This is a genomic window from Actinoplanes sandaracinus (assembly GCF_030009775.1).
Taxonomy (GTDB): Bacteria; Actinomycetota; Actinomycetes; order Mycobacteriales; family Micromonosporaceae; genus Actinoplanes; species Actinoplanes sandaracinus.
This window is the reverse complement of the sequence record NZ_JASCTH010000005.1, coordinates 16,926-33,206: the sequence shown is the minus strand read 5'-3', so window position 1 is coordinate 33,206 and position 16,281 is coordinate 16,926. Positions and strand designations below refer to the sequence as shown.

The 16,281-nt window shown below is 69.6% G+C and carries 20 protein-coding genes; 10 read left to right on the top strand and 10 right to left on the bottom strand.

The window, feature by feature from the left end:
- Positions 1-56: 56 nt before the first annotated feature.
- The 3 genes from QLQ12_RS08915 to QLQ12_RS08905 form a co-directional block, all read right to left on the bottom strand.
- Entirely contained in the window at positions 57-1,058 is a 1,002-nt protein-coding gene (locus QLQ12_RS08915; RefSeq protein ID WP_282758548.1) for an Acg family FMN-binding oxidoreductase, read from the bottom strand.
- Positions 1,059-1,322: 264 nt separating this feature from the next.
- On the bottom strand, positions 1,323-1,847 hold the full coding sequence (locus QLQ12_RS08910; protein WP_282758546.1) for a flavodoxin family protein: 525 nt from the start codon (positions 1,845-1,847) through the stop codon (positions 1,323-1,325).
- 314 nt (positions 1,848-2,161) lie between these two features.
- Entirely contained in the window at positions 2,162-3,172 is a 1,011-nt protein-coding gene (locus QLQ12_RS08905) for a zinc-dependent alcohol dehydrogenase (RefSeq protein WP_282758545.1), read from the bottom strand.
- A gap of 223 nt (positions 3,173-3,395) precedes the next feature.
- Between QLQ12_RS08905 and QLQ12_RS08900 the strand changes: the two genes are divergently transcribed.
- Both QLQ12_RS08900 and QLQ12_RS08895 read left to right on the top strand, forming a co-directional pair.
- On the top strand, positions 3,396-4,100 hold the full coding sequence (locus tag QLQ12_RS08900; RefSeq protein WP_282758543.1) for a CBS domain-containing protein: 705 nt from the start codon (positions 3,396-3,398) through the stop codon (positions 4,098-4,100).
- 61 nt (positions 4,101-4,161) lie between these two features.
- Entirely contained in the window at positions 4,162-4,812 is a 651-nt protein-coding gene (locus tag QLQ12_RS08895) for an SRPBCC family protein (protein WP_282758541.1), read from the top strand.
- 401 nt (positions 4,813-5,213) lie between these two features.
- On the opposite strand, the gene QLQ12_RS08890 is transcribed toward QLQ12_RS08895, so the two are convergent.
- Positions 5,214-5,549 (bottom strand): HPF/RaiA family ribosome-associated protein, encoded by a 336-nt coding sequence (locus tag QLQ12_RS08890; protein WP_282758539.1) that lies wholly within the window; start codon positions 5,547-5,549, stop codon positions 5,214-5,216.
- Between the two features lie 191 nt (positions 5,550-5,740).
- Here QLQ12_RS08890 and QLQ12_RS08885 point away from each other — a divergent pair, with 191 nt between their 5' ends.
- A complete protein-coding gene (locus QLQ12_RS08885) occupies positions 5,741-6,214 on the top strand; it encodes a Crp/Fnr family transcriptional regulator (RefSeq protein ID WP_282758538.1) in 474 nt (157 codons plus the stop codon).
- Between the two features lie 174 nt (positions 6,215-6,388).
- Here QLQ12_RS08885 and QLQ12_RS08880 read toward each other — a convergent pair whose 3' ends face one another.
- Together QLQ12_RS08880 and QLQ12_RS08875 are read right to left on the bottom strand one after the other, a co-directional pair.
- Positions 6,389-7,132 (bottom strand): hypothetical protein, encoded by a 744-nt coding sequence (locus tag QLQ12_RS08880; protein ID WP_282758537.1) that lies wholly within the window; start codon positions 7,130-7,132, stop codon positions 6,389-6,391.
- Positions 7,133-7,775: 643 nt separating this feature from the next.
- Positions 7,776-9,278, bottom strand: coding sequence for a hypothetical protein (locus QLQ12_RS08875; RefSeq protein ID WP_282758536.1), 1,503 nt, complete (start codon positions 9,276-9,278; stop codon positions 7,776-7,778).
- Between the two features lie 235 nt (positions 9,279-9,513).
- On the opposite strand from QLQ12_RS08875, the gene QLQ12_RS08870 reads away from it, so the two are divergent.
- Positions 9,514-9,747: a hypothetical protein gene (locus QLQ12_RS08870; protein ID WP_282758534.1), complete on the top strand. Its 234-nt coding sequence runs from the start codon at positions 9,514-9,516 to the stop codon at positions 9,745-9,747.
- Positions 9,748-9,844: 97 nt separating this feature from the next.
- On the opposite strand, the gene QLQ12_RS47030 is transcribed toward QLQ12_RS08870, so the two are convergent.
- Positions 9,845-9,994: a polysaccharide deacetylase family protein gene (locus QLQ12_RS47030; protein ID WP_407651447.1), complete on the bottom strand. Its 150-nt coding sequence runs from the start codon at positions 9,992-9,994 to the stop codon at positions 9,845-9,847.
- Positions 9,994-10,083, bottom strand: a complete 90-nt coding sequence (locus QLQ12_RS47025; RefSeq protein ID WP_407651446.1) for a hypothetical protein — start codon at positions 10,081-10,083, stop codon at positions 9,994-9,996. Before QLQ12_RS47025 ends, QLQ12_RS47030 begins: the two co-directional genes overlap by 1 nt.
- Positions 10,084-10,304: 221 nt before the next feature.
- Between QLQ12_RS47025 and QLQ12_RS08860 the strand changes: the two genes are divergently transcribed.
- From QLQ12_RS08860 to QLQ12_RS08850, 3 genes are all read left to right on the top strand, one after another.
- Complete coding sequence (locus QLQ12_RS08860; protein ID WP_282758532.1) at positions 10,305-10,520, top strand: helix-turn-helix domain-containing protein; 216 nt, start codon at positions 10,305-10,307, stop codon at positions 10,518-10,520.
- Entirely contained in the window at positions 10,517-11,017 is a 501-nt protein-coding gene (locus QLQ12_RS08855; RefSeq protein ID WP_282758531.1) for a Clp protease N-terminal domain-containing protein, read from the top strand. The genes QLQ12_RS08860 and QLQ12_RS08855 overlap by 4 nt, the downstream gene beginning before the upstream one ends.
- Positions 11,018-11,105: 88 nt before the next feature.
- Positions 11,106-12,188 carry a serine hydrolase domain-containing protein gene (locus QLQ12_RS08850; RefSeq protein WP_282758530.1) on the top strand — a complete coding sequence of 361 codons (1,083 nt, stop codon included), beginning with the start codon at positions 11,106-11,108 and terminating at the stop codon, positions 12,186-12,188.
- Between the two features lie 123 nt (positions 12,189-12,311).
- Here the strand turns inward: QLQ12_RS08850 and QLQ12_RS08845 are convergent, their stop codons facing one another.
- Together QLQ12_RS08845 and QLQ12_RS08840 are read right to left on the bottom strand one after the other, a co-directional pair.
- The gene (locus tag QLQ12_RS08845) at positions 12,312-13,283 is read right to left on the bottom strand and encodes a HEAT repeat domain-containing protein (protein ID WP_282758528.1); all 972 of its coding nucleotides are present in this window, start codon (positions 13,281-13,283) and stop codon (positions 12,312-12,314) included.
- Between the two features lie 23 nt (positions 13,284-13,306).
- On the bottom strand, positions 13,307-13,714 hold the full coding sequence (locus QLQ12_RS08840) for a hypothetical protein (protein WP_282758526.1): 408 nt from the start codon (positions 13,712-13,714) through the stop codon (positions 13,307-13,309).
- A gap of 310 nt (positions 13,715-14,024) precedes the next feature.
- On the opposite strand from QLQ12_RS08840, the gene QLQ12_RS08835 reads away from it, so the two are divergent.
- The 3 genes from QLQ12_RS08835 to QLQ12_RS08825 all read left to right on the top strand — a co-directional run bounded on the left by QLQ12_RS08835 (position 14,025) and on the right by QLQ12_RS08825 (position 15,990).
- On the top strand, positions 14,025-14,354 hold the full coding sequence (locus QLQ12_RS08835) for a DUF6192 family protein (RefSeq protein WP_282758524.1): 330 nt from the start codon (positions 14,025-14,027) through the stop codon (positions 14,352-14,354).
- A 180-nt stretch (positions 14,355-14,534) separates the two neighbouring features.
- Positions 14,535-15,269 (top strand): DUF998 domain-containing protein, encoded by a 735-nt coding sequence (locus tag QLQ12_RS08830; protein WP_282758523.1) that lies wholly within the window; start codon positions 14,535-14,537, stop codon positions 15,267-15,269.
- A gap of 403 nt (positions 15,270-15,672) precedes the next feature.
- Entirely contained in the window at positions 15,673-15,990 is a 318-nt protein-coding gene (locus QLQ12_RS08825) for a Rossmann-fold NAD(P)-binding domain-containing protein (RefSeq protein ID WP_282758522.1), read from the top strand.
- Positions 15,991-16,281 lie beyond the last annotated feature (291 nt).

Genomic DNA, 16,281 nt, shown 5'->3' with positions numbered 1-16,281 from the left:
TTCTGCCCGCCGATTGGGTCAGCGGCGAACCCGCGATCACGCTGCCACTTCCATGATTACCGGGGTGGAACGGCGGTCAGCACGGTTGGCATTCGACGGCCGGCGCCAGAACCTCCGACAGGTCGCGGCGGGGGGGTGGGCCGACCGGCCTGTTGCCCGTAGCCGATGCGCAGGGCGAGTTGCGGGTACCCGGATCGGCCCAGGGACCGGCGTAGCTGGTCGCGGGCGGCGGGCACCTCGATCGGCTGAGAGATCATCGAGGTGGACAGGCCGGCGTCGGTGGCGGTGAGCAGCACCTTCTGGAGCGCCTGGCCCGCGATGATCTGGTCGAGTCGCCGGTCGGTCGCGACGCCGAGGATGGCGACGAGGGGTTCGGGTTCGTAGTCGCGGCCGGTGGCCCGCTGCCGGTCGGTGAAGGCGCGCTGGGGGAGCAGATCCTGGTGTTCGGTGACCGGTGCCGCGGCGCGTGACGGGACACCGCCGGATGCGGTGTCGGCTTCGGCCCAGGTGATCATTTCGGCTTGGTAGTGCAGGTCACGGCGCAGGACCCGGTCGGCGCTGTGGGCGATCTCGGAGAATCCGGTCAGCGCGGTCATACCGACGAGCAGATCCAGCCAGGCATGTTCGCTGCGGGCCGCTTCGATCAGCCGGACCCGTACGTCGGCGGGGACCGGATCCGGCCAGAACGGCAGCCGGTGGCTGTGCCGGCGGGCGACGGCGGCGAACAGATCGGTTTCGGTGTAGGTGGGTGGCCGTTCCCGGCCCGGTGTGAGCCGGGCGATCAGATCGGGTCGGCTGGGGTCGGGCGCCAGCAGCACGTCGGCGGGGCGGCCGGAGACCGCCAGCGCGAGACGGGCGTTGTAGGTCGCCGCGCCGCACGCCAGCCGCAGGGCCCAGCCGGCGGAGTCGGCGACCTGCAGTTGGCGTGACGGGTCGGCGAGGATTTCGATGGCGTCGCCGTGCAGCCGGAACTGCCACGGCTGGCTGTTGTGCAACGAGGGCGCGCGGATCCCGGCCGAGGCGGCCCGGAGCAGGTCGGTGTCGTCGTAGCCGTTCATTGCTCGTTCTCCCTTCGGCTGGTCGACGCCGCCGGTCGGTGCGGCGGCATCGGGCCGGTCGTGGCCGGCGGCCGGATTCGCTGGGCGGGTGCCTCGGTAGGTGAGGCACGCTACGTAGTCTCGTTAAAAGTGCCTGGTAGGCAGCTCGCTGTTTAGGGCCGAAGGGCCCGTTGTCGGATCAGTCATGCCGACGCTGCGCGCCTGGTCGCAGGCCGTCGGCGGCGGCCGACGCGTCGAGGCATCGGCCGTCGGCAGAAGAGACCCTCACATGGTCGACGCTGGGCGCCGGACGGCGAGCACAGTGGCCGCGACCGTGTCGGCCCACCGGCGGGCCCGTTCCAGCTCGCCGTCGAGCAGGGGTCCGGTGGCGGTCGTGACATAGAACGACTTCGCGGCGGTCAGCATGTGGCAGCCGAGCCCGTCCAGCCGCCGGTAGGCCTTGCGGGCGGCTGATCCGGGTAGGGACGGCTTTCTCAGTGCCGTGTCGAACGCTGCCGCATGGATCCCGGTCAGCCAGGGCGAGCAGTCGAGATACTCCCGGATCCCGATCTCGGGGGCGCGGGCCTTCCGCCTGCCGTGCCACGTCGCATCCGCGCGGGTCCGGTGGCGGCTCATGCTGAACGCGTGCGTCGGAGCGCCGACGATGAGCAGATCCGTGTCGCCGGCCGCGGGCAGGGTGCGTACGTCGGCGACGGTGACGTCGAAGCTCATCTCCAGACGTTCGGCGACGGCGCGGGCGATCGCCTCGGTGGTGCCGAGCATTGATTCGTAGACGATGAGCGCTTTCATGGCGGCCTCGTTACGGTGTCGGGTACTGGTCGAGGATGTGCCGCAGCTGCGCGACGCCGATCGCTGGACTCCTTTCCTTTAGTGTCATCTGTGTCGATGTCTCCTGGCAGGGCGGCAGGACCTTCCCGGGCGGGCCGGAGGTCCCGTTCGCCGGCACCCCTGCGACGGGCGAGCAGGTCGGACGCGCCGGCCGGCGGTGCCGCCGTGACCGGAGTGCGAGCAGCGGTCATCATGGCGCTGCGCGCCCTCCGGTGCCGTGTACGGCCGGGACCTCCGGGTGCGGGCGCGATCTCGTCGGCCCCTGGGGGAGGGGCTTACGGCAGCAGGACGAGGCGGGCCGGGACGCGGCCGGCGAGGACGTCTTCGATGGCCTGGTTGATCTGCTCCAGCTTGCGGGTCTCGTAGAAGACCTGGGTACGGCCGGCGGCGTGCAGCCGGAACACCTCGGCGAGGTCGGCGCGGGTCCCCACGATGGAACCGATCACCTGGATGCCCTTGAGGACGGTCTGGAAGATCGGCAGTGACATCGCGTTGTCCTTCGGCAGCGAGACCAGGATCAGCCGGCCACCTCGGCGCAGTGACGCGTGCGCCTGCTCCAGGACCTTCGGGTCGGCGGCGAGGACCACGGCGACGTCGGCGCCGCCCAGCGCCTCGATCGCGGCGACCGGCTCGGTGGTGGCGGCGTTGATCGTGTGGGCGGCGCCGAGCCGTTTGGCCAGGGCCAGTTTCTCCTCGGTGACGTCGATCGCGATCGTCTCGCCGCCGAAGATCTGCGCGTACTGCTGGGCCAGGTGACCGAGTCCGCCGATGCCGAAGATCGCCACCCGGTCGCCCGGCGTGACCCCGCCGACCTTGACCGCCTTGTACGTGGTGACGCCGGCGCAGGTCAGCGGCGCGGCCTCGGCGGGGTCGATGCCGGCCGGCACCGCGACGGCGAAGCGGGCGTCGGCCACCAGGAATTCGGCGTGGCCGCCGTCGATCGCGTAGCCGGTGTTGAGTTGCGCCTCGCACAGGGTCTCCCAGCCGGTGACGCAGTAGTCGCAGGCGCCGCAGGCGTAGCCCAGCCAGGGCACGGCGACCCGGTCACCGGCCTGATGCGCGGTGACGCCCGAGCCGGTCTGCTCGACGATGCCGACACCTTCGTGGCCGGGCACGAACGGCGGGGTGGGCTTGACGGGCCAGTCGCCGCGGGCGGCGTGGATGTCGGTGTGGCACAGCCCGCTCGCCTCGATGCGGACCAGGATCTGCCCGTCGCCCGGCTCGGGGACCGGCACCTTCAAGACGTCGAGGGGCTGGTCGAAGCTGGTGACGACCGCTGCACGCATGATTTCTCTCCCTGATCTCATTCCGGCCCTCAGCCTCGCCGGGAGAGCCGTCGTTGATCAGGGCCGAGCGGCCCGCAAACGACGGGACCTGTGCCCCGCGCTCAGCCGGACCGGCGGGGCGGGCGACCAGCAGATCGGCGGTGCGGCCGCTCGCGGGCCCATCTTCCCGTCCGTGCGGGACTGTCGGCCCTGCCGGCGCGGGGTGCGCGGGCCTAGCTTCCAGATGGCAATCCTCGAGGAGGTCGTGATGATGAAGAACTGGACCGTTGACGACGTGATGACCACCGAGGTGATCTCGGTCGATCCGTCCGCGTCCTACCGGTACCTGGTCGATCTGTTGACGGCGCACCGGTTCAGCGCGGTGCCGGTCGTCGACGCCGCGCGGCGGGTGATCGGTGTGGTGTCGGAGGCCGACCTCCTGCGCAAGATCGAGTATGCCGGCGGCGGGGAACGCGGGCTGCTCGACGGACTGCGGCACCGGGCCGACCGGGCCAAGGCGACCGCTCGTACGGCCGTGGATCTGATGAGCGCGCCGCCGGTCGTCGTGTCGCTCGGCACCTCGATCACGGCCGCCGCCCGACGCCTGGACGAAAAGCACGTCAAGCGACTTCCGGTGATCGACGGCAGCGGGCGCCTGGTCGGCATCGTCACCCGAGGCGATCTGCTCAGGGTGCATCTGCGCGCCGACGATGACATCCGCGCCGACATCGAGACCGGCGTGCTACGGCCGTTTCTGGCTGACGAGGCCAACGCGATCACCGTGGCCGTGGCAGGTGGCGTCGTGACGGTCTCCGGCGCCGTGTATCGCCGTTCGGATGCCGGCCTCGTCGACCGTCTGGTCCGTCAGGTCCCCGGGGCGGTCACCGTGACCTCCACCCTCGCGTACTCCTTCGACGACGAGACGCTGGCGGCCCCCAGCAGGCTGTAGGTGTTCCGGCAGTTCGGACGTCGTCGCGCCGGCCGAGAACCCGGAGGGAGAGCGTGGAGTCATGAGAACAACGGGATGGACCGGGATCGGTGGTGCGACCCTGATGGCAGCGGCCACGGCCTGTTCGCCGCTCGCCCGGCATTGGTATCTCACCTACGGCGCCACCGGCGAGGAGACGGCACTGACACTCCCCGGCGACGACCTGCTGCCCGACCCGGACATACAGTCCACCCGGGCGATCACGATCGCGGCGCCTCCTTCGGCGGTGTGGCCGTGGCTCGTGCAGATGGGCGGAGGGCGTGGCGGCGCCTACACGTACGACTGGATCGAGAACTTACTTGCTCTGGACGTGCACAGCGCCGACGACATCCTGCCGCAGTTCCAACATCTCGCCGTGGGCGATGTGCTGCCGTTGAGGCCGAAGGGCCCGGGCATGCGGGTGGAGATCTGCGATCCTGAGCGTACGATCGCGTTCCGCTCGACCGACGGCACCTGGGTGTGGATCCTCCACCTGACCACCCGGTGGCTGAAGGCCCGGCTGATCAGCCGCAACCGGATCCTGGTGCCGGGCGCCACCTGGCCGCGCAGGCTGGTCGGGCGGGCCGTCATGGAGCCCGGCAGCCTGATCATGGAACGGCGAATGCTGCTCGGGATCAAGCAGCGCGCCCAGTGGAGTGCGCCGTCGGCCGAGGCGTTGCTGCGGCGGACATGACCGAATGCGGGAATGCCGAGCGGCGCGTCCGGGCGGCCCCGCTCGCGCCGTCGCCGAACGACAGACGGCCGAATCCGATCTGGTCGCGCGGGTGACGGTGACCCATCCGGCTCCGGTCAACGGCGCCGTGGCAGCGCTCGCCGAGGCCATCCCAGCCGCACGCGTACATCCGTGAGCACGTACCGACCCCGGCCGACGCGCTCCGGCCGGTGCTCCACACTCGTGGGAGGCGTGTGGATTCGACGTCGGCGAAGTGGGCCGCCACCCTGCCTTGACGGGCGGGGCAGCGCCGAGTGGTGACCGCCGCGGTCGGCGACGGTGCCCGGGTTGCTGATGGCGGCGATCATCGCGGTGGTCACGGCCCGAGGGTCACCCCGGGCCGTGGTCCGCTCCGGCTCGGTTCACGCCGGGTCCGGTTCGGGCGCGCGTGGTCCCTGGGTGGGCCGGCGGCGGATCCGGCGCAGCCGTGAGCGCAGGCGTTCCTGCATGGCGTCGGTGGCCTCCTGCAGGCTTTCGCCGACCGCGTGCACATGCACCGCGACACCGTTGACGTCGATGTGGGCCTCCACCCGGTCGCCTGGGGCGTTCGCGTCGAGGGTCAGCCGGGAATGCAGCACGGGGGCCGGGGCGTGGTACAGCGCGGCCTGGAGCTTCCGTACGGCGTACGTGGTGGCCTCTGGCGCGACTGTGCCGTGAGTGTGCACCTGGGGGCTGGTGACTTGGTCGCTGCGTGTCATGACGCCTCCTCCATGTCCTCGCTCGCGGGTTGAACCCGGGACGTAGTCACATGATCAAACTCGGTGGGCAGCCACGAGTAGGGTCTTTCGTCCTGATCCGTCGGCGACGCGGGCGGACCGTCTCGGCGGGCCGTGGAGGTCGGGTCCTCCGGCCCTGCCCGGCGAGCCGGGTGTGCTCCTAGCGTGAGGGCATGAGCACGCTGTCCGTCTTCGACCTTCTTGCGATGCACCCGCTGGTCGCCGACCTGCCCGCCGGTTGGTTGCACCGCCTTGCCCCGCACGCCCGGCCGGTGCACCTGGTCACCGGGCACCGGCTGTTCCACGAGGACGGGCCCGCGGACCGGTTCTGGTTGGTCCACTCCGGCGCCGTGGCGCTCGACCTGCATGTCCCGGGACGGGGTGACGTGGTAATCGACCGGCTCGGTGCGGGCGCGATGGTGGGCTGGTCGTGGCTACTGGCACCGCACCGCTGGCGGTTCGGCGCGGTCGTCGCCGAGGACGTTCGCGCGCTCGAGCTCGACGCGGCCCGGGTCCGCGCTGTGCTGGCCGCCGACATCGATCTGGGGCGGCAACTCGACGCTCGGTTCCTTGCCGTTGCCGCCGACCGGCTGCAGGCGGCTCGGCACCGGCTGGTCGAGCTCTACGCCTGTCCCGGTGGTGCGTGATGACGTCACGGGCACCGGATTCGACGAGTAGGCCTGGCTGGACGAGGCGATCCACCGGGGCACTCGTAGCCGAGCCCCTCTGTTCTTCGACCCGTCACGACCCGGCAGCAGCCACCGCACGGAATGCGATCATCGACGCACATCCTGTGAGGGCGGCCGGCAGCGCCGGGACCGTCAATCCAGGGCGGGCATCGACGCCTTGCCCTTGTCGGCGAGCACGAACGGGGTGTCGATGTCGGGGGTGCCCTCGCCGATGGTCACCGCGGCCACGCCCGTGCCGGTCGAGGCGATCTTGCCGGTAGGGTCCTGGATGATGTACGTGTCCTCGCCGGTCCGGATCGTGTAGGTGGGCTTGCCGTTCGACTCGCCTGTCTTGCGGAACCGGAACAGTTGGTCGGCTGCCGACGCGTCACACGCGGTGGTCAGCACTGCAGCAGGCGCACCTCCGGGACCGAGCTTGGCCGACAGGCAGAACGGCTCGCTGCCCTTGCGCAGCTTGGCCGTGCGGATCCAGTACTGGTCGCCGCCGGGCTTCACCGCGGTCAGCACGAACAGCTCCGCGTCGCCGAACGCCTCGGACAGCCCGATCTTGCCGCCCTGAACCACGCCGAGGGTCGCCTCGCTGTTCTTGGGCAGCAGGTTGACCTGACGGGTGCCGCTGAAGACACCATCGCCGCTGCCGCTGCCGCTGCCGCTGCCGCTGCCGCTGCCACTCCTGGTGGGTGACGAGGTGGAAGCCGGCGACTTGGGGGAGGCCGGGGACGAAGGCGGCGCCACCGGCGAGGACGCGGCGGTGGGAGCGCCGGAGGCTGCCGGGGCGGCCGCGCCCGAGGGGTTGTCGGCGGTGGCGCAGGCCGAGGTCAGCAGCAGCCCGGAGAGGACAGCCACGGCGGCCGGGACGCGAGAGGGGGTGCGCACGGATATCTCCTCGGACGGTTCAGCAGAATCGGTCGGGTGCTTGTCTGCTGGGCACTTTTCCGGAAAGAGCCGGTGTAGATCCGGCCGCGTACGCGTTCCTGGCAGAAACAGGGGAGACAAGCTGATCATGTAAGCGGCAGGCTGAGCCGAGACGGCGACGAGCGGCGCCTTGACCGAGCGGATCCCGCCGATCCGGACCTTCGAGGAAGGTGGGCGGACGTCTACGCTCGACAGCCGCCGCCTGCTCGCTCACCAGATCACCGCAAGGCCGATTCGTACGAAGAGGCCGAAGACGAAGGGGTGAGACAGGATCGACTCACTTCGAAGAAGAGGCACACGAAGAACACGGAGGTGGACCACGGTGGCCGAGTCAGGCTCCTGTCTTCGACACGGAACCCGGTCTGGCAGCGCTGGCGGCACCGGATGTCACGGTGGCTGACGTGGATCGCTTCTTCTACGGAGCCTCGAAGGATGAGATGGTCGGCCTCGACGAGACCGTGCGTTCGCAAGACGATTCGATCGCCTTCGTCGGCGCTGGGAGCGTCGGGGCATGCCTACCGGGAGCTCGATCGGCTGGCCGACACGGTGCGATCCGATGCCGACTTCCTCGGCTTCCTGCAAGCCGTCCTGACCGACGACGGGTTCACCGACTGGGACGCGCCGGTCGGTGACTACTGGGAGAAGCTCCTGCTGTGGCTGCGGTCCGAGGAGGGGCGGCTCCGCATGGCGGCGTATCCGAGCGCGAAGCCCGCGCCGACCATGGCCTGACGGCTTCTTCCTTCCGGTAGGAGGTGAGGCGCGGATCGAGCGCAACGGGAAGCTCGCCGGTGCGTGCGGTCGGCCGCCGCGTGCTTGTGAGGAACTCGTCGAGTGGAAGCTCGGCGAGCAGCTCCTGGCACATGTGGCGAACGGCCTCGGCGTCGAAGCTGGCGTCGCCGTCCTCGCCGACGATCTGACGCTGGTGGAGGTGCGTGGCCGCCTCGAAGCCGTCAGCGAGCAACGGCAGCAGCTCCGGCCGAGTTGCCGAAGGCAGCCTCAAGTTGCCCAGCATGGGGTCCTGGGGGAGGAAGAAGGTGTGCCAGAGACAAGTGGCGAGCGCGATGCGAACGACGAGCAGATACTCGCCGTGGGCCATAGCCGCAGTTGCCAGAGTCGCCAGCCATCGCCATACATCCGGCGGCAACTGCCGCGCTCGTTGCGCGATGGCGAGCAGGGACCGGATCGCGTCGGCGGCCTCGGCGTGGTGACGGGCGGCCACCAGGTCGAGTGCCGCTCGCTCGACCGCTGCCGCAGTGTCCTGGTCCGGTGCCGGGACGGGCGCGGACTCTGGCGTTGGAATGCCCACCGACGACGGGCCGACCCACCCTCGGGACTCGGTCATGATCCGCTGGATCACCTCCCGAGCGGCGAGGTCGCGGTGAGCACGCTGCCGCACGGCCGCTAGGACCTCCTCCGTCCGAGTTCGGTCCAATGCCATGCAGCTCAGGGAGTACTGGACGAACTCCTGCGCGAACCGGTGGTCGGGAATGGCGCCCGACCGCCAAGCTGTCTGGATGCCGTTCATCCCCTCGAGCCACCGGTCGGCGAGGTCGTTGGATATCTGCGGCGAGTCCGGCGAGCAGCGGCTCGCCGTGGCCTGCTCCGACAGGCGGTCCGCGATCCTCAGCGGTGTCGCGTCGACCAGTCCACGATCGTCGCACCACCGGGGACTGGTGTGCCGCCGCTGGGCGCCGGGGGTCCGGAACGACACGCTGAGCACCGGCTCGATCTCACCCGCATCGATGTCGACATACGCCGCGATGTGAACACCATCCCGCTGCAACTGGTCGAGACCAGCGACGCCGATGGGTGCGGTGACGGCGGCCTCGCCGCGTGCCGAGATCGCCAGCTCCCGGACACGCATCGGCAATCCCGTCGGCGAGGCCAACCTGCTCCGCTGCGTCAGCCTGTCGTTCGACAGGTCGTAGTCGTAGATGACCAAGTCGCCGGTCGGACCATCCACCGTCATCACGGTCATGTCCCCTGCGTCGCGGCGCGGGTTGAACGCGACCGCGCCAGAGCGTATCGGCAGCGGCACCACCGCGCCGTCAGCGACGCGTGCCAGTAGGTTGCGGCCCTGGCCCCCCTGATCGACGACGCCGGCCACGTCCTAGGCGCCCACTGCGTCATCGACATCGCTCCACGGACCTTCACCGACCACGACATCGCCGTCGTCCACGACGGTGCGACCGAGACCATGCGCATCCTCACCGCCTACCGCGCCACCTGAGCCCGGATTCGAGACGGCCACTGCGGCCCCACGCTCGATAGATGGTGAACCTGTGCAGAGGACCGCGGACATCCCGTGCAGGCGACCTCGGAACCTGACAGCCCTATCGGGGATGGAACGCGAGTACATCCGGGACAAGACCCTGGAAGGGCGCGAGTCCGCGCGGATCCGAGGCAAGACCATTGGCGGGGCCAGCGTCACGGACAACACCATGCTGCCGATGGCCCTGCACCTTCGCGCCCAGGAGCTGAGCTTGCGCGACATCGCCGCCCAGCTGGTCATCACCAAGGGCAAGATGAAAGGGCCAGCACCCGTCCCCCGCGACGGTGCTGCGGCTGTTGCGTGACCACGACGAGGCCGGTCGACGCCTTCATCGAGGCGTGGCGCGGGGAATTGATCTCCTATCTGGAGAGGCCGTTCCGGATTTCTGATAGCCCCTAGGACTAGGCGTCGCCGGGGGGGGCGCGGAACAGGCTCGGGGTGAACCCGGTAGTGCTGTAGATCTTGTCTTGGGCTCGGTGGATCTCGTTGAGCACCGTGTGGGACGGCAGCTTGTCCAGGTTGATCGGGTGGCACCAGGTGTGGTTGGCGATCAGGTGGCGACGTCGCGGGCGGTGGGTTCGTGGCCGAGGACCTGATTGCCGATCATGCAGAACAGTGCCGGGACGTCGTGCTTCTCCAGCAGGCGCAGGATTTGGGGCGTCCAGGCCGGGTGTGGGCCAACCCGGCCGGGGCGTCGTTGGTGTTCGGCGATGAAGGCGGTGCGCCGGTCTGAGGCGTAGGCGCTGCACCCGCCTGGGGGGACTTCTGGCCAATCCTGTCGCTGGGGCGATCAGATCCGAACCAATCCAGGTCATCAACTTTTGTTGACGGATGATCTCCCTATCAACTAAAGTTGATGACATGGTCGAGCTTCCGTCACCCGAGGACCCGGAGGCCGCGCTGGCCGCGGTCGTGGCGCTGCGACGCCTCGCCAGCCAGCTGGAGCGCTCCGCGGTCGACCAGGCGCTCCGGCAGGGGTGGACCTGGGCTCACATCGGCCAGGCGCTCGGCATCAGTGCCCAGGCGGCCCACAAGAAACTCGCCCAGAAGGTCGCACAGGAAAGGGACGACACGTGAAGCTTCCCCGCGCCATCCAGGACATGCGCACCATCAAGATGCTGCTGACCGCCGCGGAGACCCAGGCCCAGCGGGCCGGCGACGGCCTGCCCGGCCCGGAGCACCTCCTGCTAGCCGCGCTCGACCTGCCCGACGGCACGGCCCGGCGGGCGTTCGAGCGGGCCGGCACCGACCCGGCGGAGTTCCAGGCGGCGATCGACGAGGCGCACCGGCAGGCGATGCGCGACATCGGCGTCCTGGCGGCAGGTCCGAGCCGGCCCCTGCCGGAGGCCGCCCCGGCCGGCGGGCTCTACCGGCTGACCGCCCCCGGGCAGGAGGTCTTCCAGGCTGCGGTGCGGCTCGCGAAAGCCGGCCGCCGGTCACCGCTGCGCGGGGCGCATGTCGTCGCCGCCGCCGGCGACCAGGAGCGCGGCACCGTGGCCCGGGCGTTGAAGGTGCTCGGCGTCGACCGTGGCGCGTTGACCGCCGCCGCCGGTGAGGTCCTGACCGGGCACTGAGATCGGTCCTCCAGCGCCGATCGGCCGCGGCATTCGCGGCGGCCCATTCCGTGCTGCGGCGAAACCTTCCCACTGAGAGGACCTCCTCATGAAGTACCGCCTTCTCACGGTCGCGATGGCCGGTGTCCTCACCGCCGGCGGGTGCGCCACGACGTCGGCGCCGGAGGCGGCCCGGGCGACGTTAGCCGCCGTGGACCGGCCCGCCGAGAGCGGTGAGCTCATGGAACGGCTGCTGAAGACCGACCAGCCCGGCTGCTCCGCCGCCGTCGGCATCGAAGGCGTCGTCGCCTGGTCCGGTGCTCGCGGCGTCGCCGACACCACCACCGGACGCCCTCTCACCACCACGTCGGTGTTCGACATCGCCTCAGTCTCCAAACAGTTCACCGCCACCGCGGTCCTCCTGCTCGCCGGTGCCGGCGACCTCGACCTGACCGACCCGGTCGCGAAGCACGTGCCGGGCCTGCCCGGCTGGGCCGGGACCGTCACGATCGACCACCTCATCCACCACACCAGCGGCATCACCGACTACACGCACCTGCTCACCGCCGCCGGTCATACCCTCACCGACCCAGCGACGCAGCGGCAGGCTCTCGAGGCGATCGCGAAGTCACCGCCACCCACCTCCGGCACGTTCGCCTACTCCAACTCCAACTACGTCTTGCTCGCCGAAGTCGTGGCGGCCGTCTCCGGCCAGTCCCTGCCACAGTTCCTGGCTGCGAAGGTCTTCGGCCCGCTGCGGCTCGCGATGACACTCGTGCCTGCCGCACGCGGCCCGGAAACCGCCCTGCCCTATGCGAAGTCACCGGACGGCACCTGGCAGCTTGCTGGATCCGCATGGACCCAGATCGGCGACGGGTCCGTCCAGACGACCCCGGGCGAGCTGGTCCGCTGGGCCGACAACTACCGCACCGGCGCCGTCGGCGGCGAGACGCTCCTGAAGGCCCAGCTCGACCGCGCCGTGCCGACTGGCCAGCCCGCCGGACCGAGATACGCGGCGGGGATCGCCGTCAACTCGGACGGCACCCTCAGCCATGAGGGCGGGTGGGCCGGCTACGCGACCCTGTTCGGAGTCACCGCCGACCGTCGCACCGCCATCGCGGTCAGCTGCAACGCCGCTGAAACCGACATCACCGCCATCGCGACCGGCCTGCAACGCATTTGGACCCGCTGACGCACACCACGCCGGCCGTCAAGCCTGCTACGGGCTCGGGTCAGCGGCCGCGCCGCCCACGGCCGCACCGCAGGGCAAACGCGCAGACCATACCCGCGTGCCGGTCCCGGCTGACGAAGCCCTCTACCGGCAGGCTCCGCGGCGTGCACGACCGGGTGTTCGTCGCTGGGTGCTTCCTGGCCAGGCGATGCCGGCCTGGGTCAGGAGTTCGAGCATGTGCGGTATCGACAGCACGGGGTTGCTCGCGGCCCACGGGGCCGTGTGTGGATCGGTCAGTAGCTCATGGACCCGGTTCGGTGTGAGGCGCTGGTCGCGAGCTGCGAGTGCACGCACGTGCGGGTCGGGGTCGTGGCTGAGCCGTTCGGCCTGTTCGGCTGTGGTGGCGGGGTCCAGCAGAGCGAGCGAGCGCAACTCGGGCCTGTCAGATGTGGCGCCCGCCGAGAGCTTCGAGCGCGGGAAGTTGGGATGCATCGGCAAGAAGCTACTTGTGACGACCTTCGCCTCCAGGTACGTGCGAAGCAACAACTCGTCCGAGACTGTGGGTTGGTTTTCGCAGAGCAGCAGCCGGACCGCGAAGTCCGGATCATCGGCGAGCACCTCCACCAGATCCGGTGGAAGATGCGGGCTACACGCTGCGAAACGTCGCAGGCCGGTGTGAGACGAGCGTGCCATGCGGCGGACCAGGGCGATGTCGTCGAGGCGGTCACGGATCGCATCGGGCATCACCAGCCGGTCTTCGGGACGCACCTCGTAGTCGATCGCGGCGCGCTGCTCCTCGGTGAGCTCGGGTCGCATCGAAACAGCCAGGCGTACCCCAGGATCGGTGTCGGTGGCGAGCACGGCCACGAGCAGGGGTGGCAGATCGGGATGCTGCGCTGCGGCTAGCCTGATCTGCGGGCTCGCATCGTTGACGAGATCGGCCAGCGGCGTGGGGGCCAGCGGGTTCATCCGCTCGGCCATCAGACGTGCCACCTGCGGATCCGGGTCGACTCGCAACGCGTCGGCGAGATGGGTAGGCAGCGACCTACGCCAGCTGCCCAGCGCGGACAGCCGTACCTTCGGGTCGTCATCGGCCAGCAACTGCAGGTGGATCACGCGCGGCAGCATCCGTGTCTCGGTCAGCCAGAGCCTGACTTTGCGGTCGGGATCCCTGGCTGCACGTAGATCTCCTCGGGCAGCGGCTCCACGACCATCCGGAACGGTTCGGGCCCTATCGCCACAACAGCGCGGACAGCCGGGTCCGGATCACTCGCCAGCCGCGCCCGCTGTTTGGCCGGGGCATTCCAGCAATCCGCAAGGATCCCACGCACTTTTGGATCGGCATGTATCACCACGGCGTCATAGACAGCTACCGGAAGATCCCTCCGGTAGATCACCGTGAAATACAGCGAATGCACACCCGAGTTCAGCAGGCGCAGCAGCACCCCTGTGTCAGCGGCCGGATTTCCCGCGATCCCCTTCGCCACGTCCAGCACCTGACGCACAGTACCGGCGATCCCGACGACGCCAAAGGTGGGCACGACCATCGGCCGATCCGGATGTTGGCGGTTCCGCCTGACATTACGTCGCGTAACTGGCGAGTTCGAGGCGCGGCCCTCCGTTCCATCTGCCGACCGCCCGTCCTCAGGGCCACCCGGACGAACTGCAGCGGCTGCCCCATCCACGTCGTCATGGACATGTACTTTATGAATCGCCGCAGGCCAGATTCGTTTCACCGGTCCTGGCGGTCGGTAAAGATCTCGAACCTCTGCAGCCGCATGGTGGCAGCCATCCGGCCCGCAGCGAAGTCGCGTACTCGTTCACGGAGACGCTGCAGATGTTCGCCGACGACACCGGGTGCACGATCGACCGTACGGGCGGTGGCGGTGGATCTCGTCGCGGTGGCCCGCCGAACAGCGCCGGGCAGCCGTGCCGCACTACATCCACGGCATCCTCGCCGCGATGGCCGATCCCGAAGCGCGGTTCGCGAAGATCGAACAGCCGCCGCTGAACGAACGCACCGGAACGCGCCGGTGGACCCAGGACGAAGCGCGGCGGGTGGTGGGCTGGCAGGTCACTCATCCGGAGTCCGCGCAGGAGAAAGTCATCGCGGTGCACGAACTGGTCGGACGCCTACAACGCCCACCTCGGCGTCGAGTTGGCCGCCGCAGCGCTGTTGTCGGGTGACACCGGTGGTGACTGACCCGGTACTCGGCTGTCGGGCTGGGGTGCCAGGAAATGGGTACCGCCTACACCAATTGGTGTAGGCGGTACCCGGTTGGCTTCGATCCAGGTGACATCCGCAGGACGACGCGGCACAGGCCGGGACTTCCATAGCGTCGGAGCATCCCCGATTGAGGAGGCTCCATGTTCAGCTCCGACCCGGCCAGTATGTCGTCGCCATCTCGTGGATCGCAGTCGGTCCATCCGGCCACGGCGCCGCCCTCGCCGCGTACCGGCCGCCGGATCGCCGTGGACAGCGTCTCAGGTGGGCTGGCCTTGCCGCTGATCGGCTTTGCCGTAGCCGACTTGATCAACCCGGATTGGAGTCCAGCCGAGGCGATGATCAGCCACTACGTGCACGCTCCGCACGGCGGGTGGCTGATTCCGCTCGGCACGCTGGTCATGGCTGCCGCTTCGGGGACGCTGACGTGGCTGGCTGCCGCGTACACCCGGGGTGGCCGCGCCGGTCTAGCACTGCTCGGTGTCTGGACCGCCGGCCTGCTGGTCGCCGGCGTGTTCCCCACCGACCCGCCCGGCCAGTGGGACCAACCGCCGACCATGGCCAGCACGCTGCACGGCGTCGCCGCGCTGCTCGCTTTCACGACACTGCCCGCAGCCGTTGTCGTGCTCAGCCGGGTGTGGCGCCGGGATCCCCGGTGGCGTCCGGTCGCCGGTGGACTGGCCGTTACGGCGAGGCTGTCTGTGGCCGCGTTCGTGCTATTCATGATCACGTTCTTCGACGTGATGGGCGGCCCCTCCTTGGCGGTCGGAGCGTGGTCGACCGTCACCGGTCTCGCCGAGCGGGTCATGGTGTGGACCTACGTCGGCTGGCTCGCCGTTGCGGCGGCCGGCCTGCGCCGGATCGTGCGGGAAGGATAATCCTCTGATGGCACAGGCGGCGGCATCGATGGATCGCTTCTCCACCGCGCCGCCCGGAAAGTCGGACCGGGTTTCCGCGATGGGCCGTCACCGCGGTCTTCGACGGGGTCAGCGCGGTGTTTCTGGCAGGGGCGGACCCGGCCACTGTCCACGGCGCCCTCGATCTCGCCCGATCCCGTGGTGTCGCCAAGGTGGTGGACTTGTCGTCGCACGGCCCCGACATCGAGATCGCGCTGCCACCGGAATACTGGCATTGGCTGGCCGTGGAGGTAGTGGTGGAGCGGTCCGGTATGGCGTGGACCCACATCGTCCCGTCCGCGGTGATGGCCGCGACGTTGACCGGCGTGTATCCCTGGCCGCGGGAAGCTGGGTCAGCGAGATCGCACGGCAGCGGCCCATCCGGGTGCCGTACGCCGACGCCAGGATGCCGATGATCCATGAGAGCGACCTCGCCGAGGCCATCACCCATGTCGTGCTCGACGACCGTTTCGACGGCCGCCGAGTCGATGTGGCCGGCCAGCCCATCAGCGCCGCCGAACGTGTGCAGGCGCTGCGCGACGCGACCGGGCTGCCAATCGCGCTCGAAGAGCTGAGCGCGGAAGAGGCGCCGGCGGTCCTCGGCCCGACGGGCATGAGCGACCACGACATCGAGTGCCTGACCACCGGCCAGCTCTACAACGAGGCCAAGGCGTTCGGCAGCGTGGAAGAGTTCGTCACTTGAGGAAACACTGTCGAGATCAATAGGTGTACTCGTCGACGTCTAGCTCAGCTTGTGTTCCGCACCGGGTTTGATGGAGATGATTTCCCCGCTCTCACGGAGCGGTTGATCACCATGGCCACGCTCTGCCGTGGCGGCCTCTGCCCACCTCTGCCCGGGCGAGCATGAAAACCGGCCCACGAAAACGTCAGAAGACCCGTTAACGGTCGTCTCAGGTTCGCTCAGTATGAAGTTGAGCACCGCCGGGCGACGCGGGTCGGGACCTCGCCGTCATGACCGAATGCCCGCGCTCTA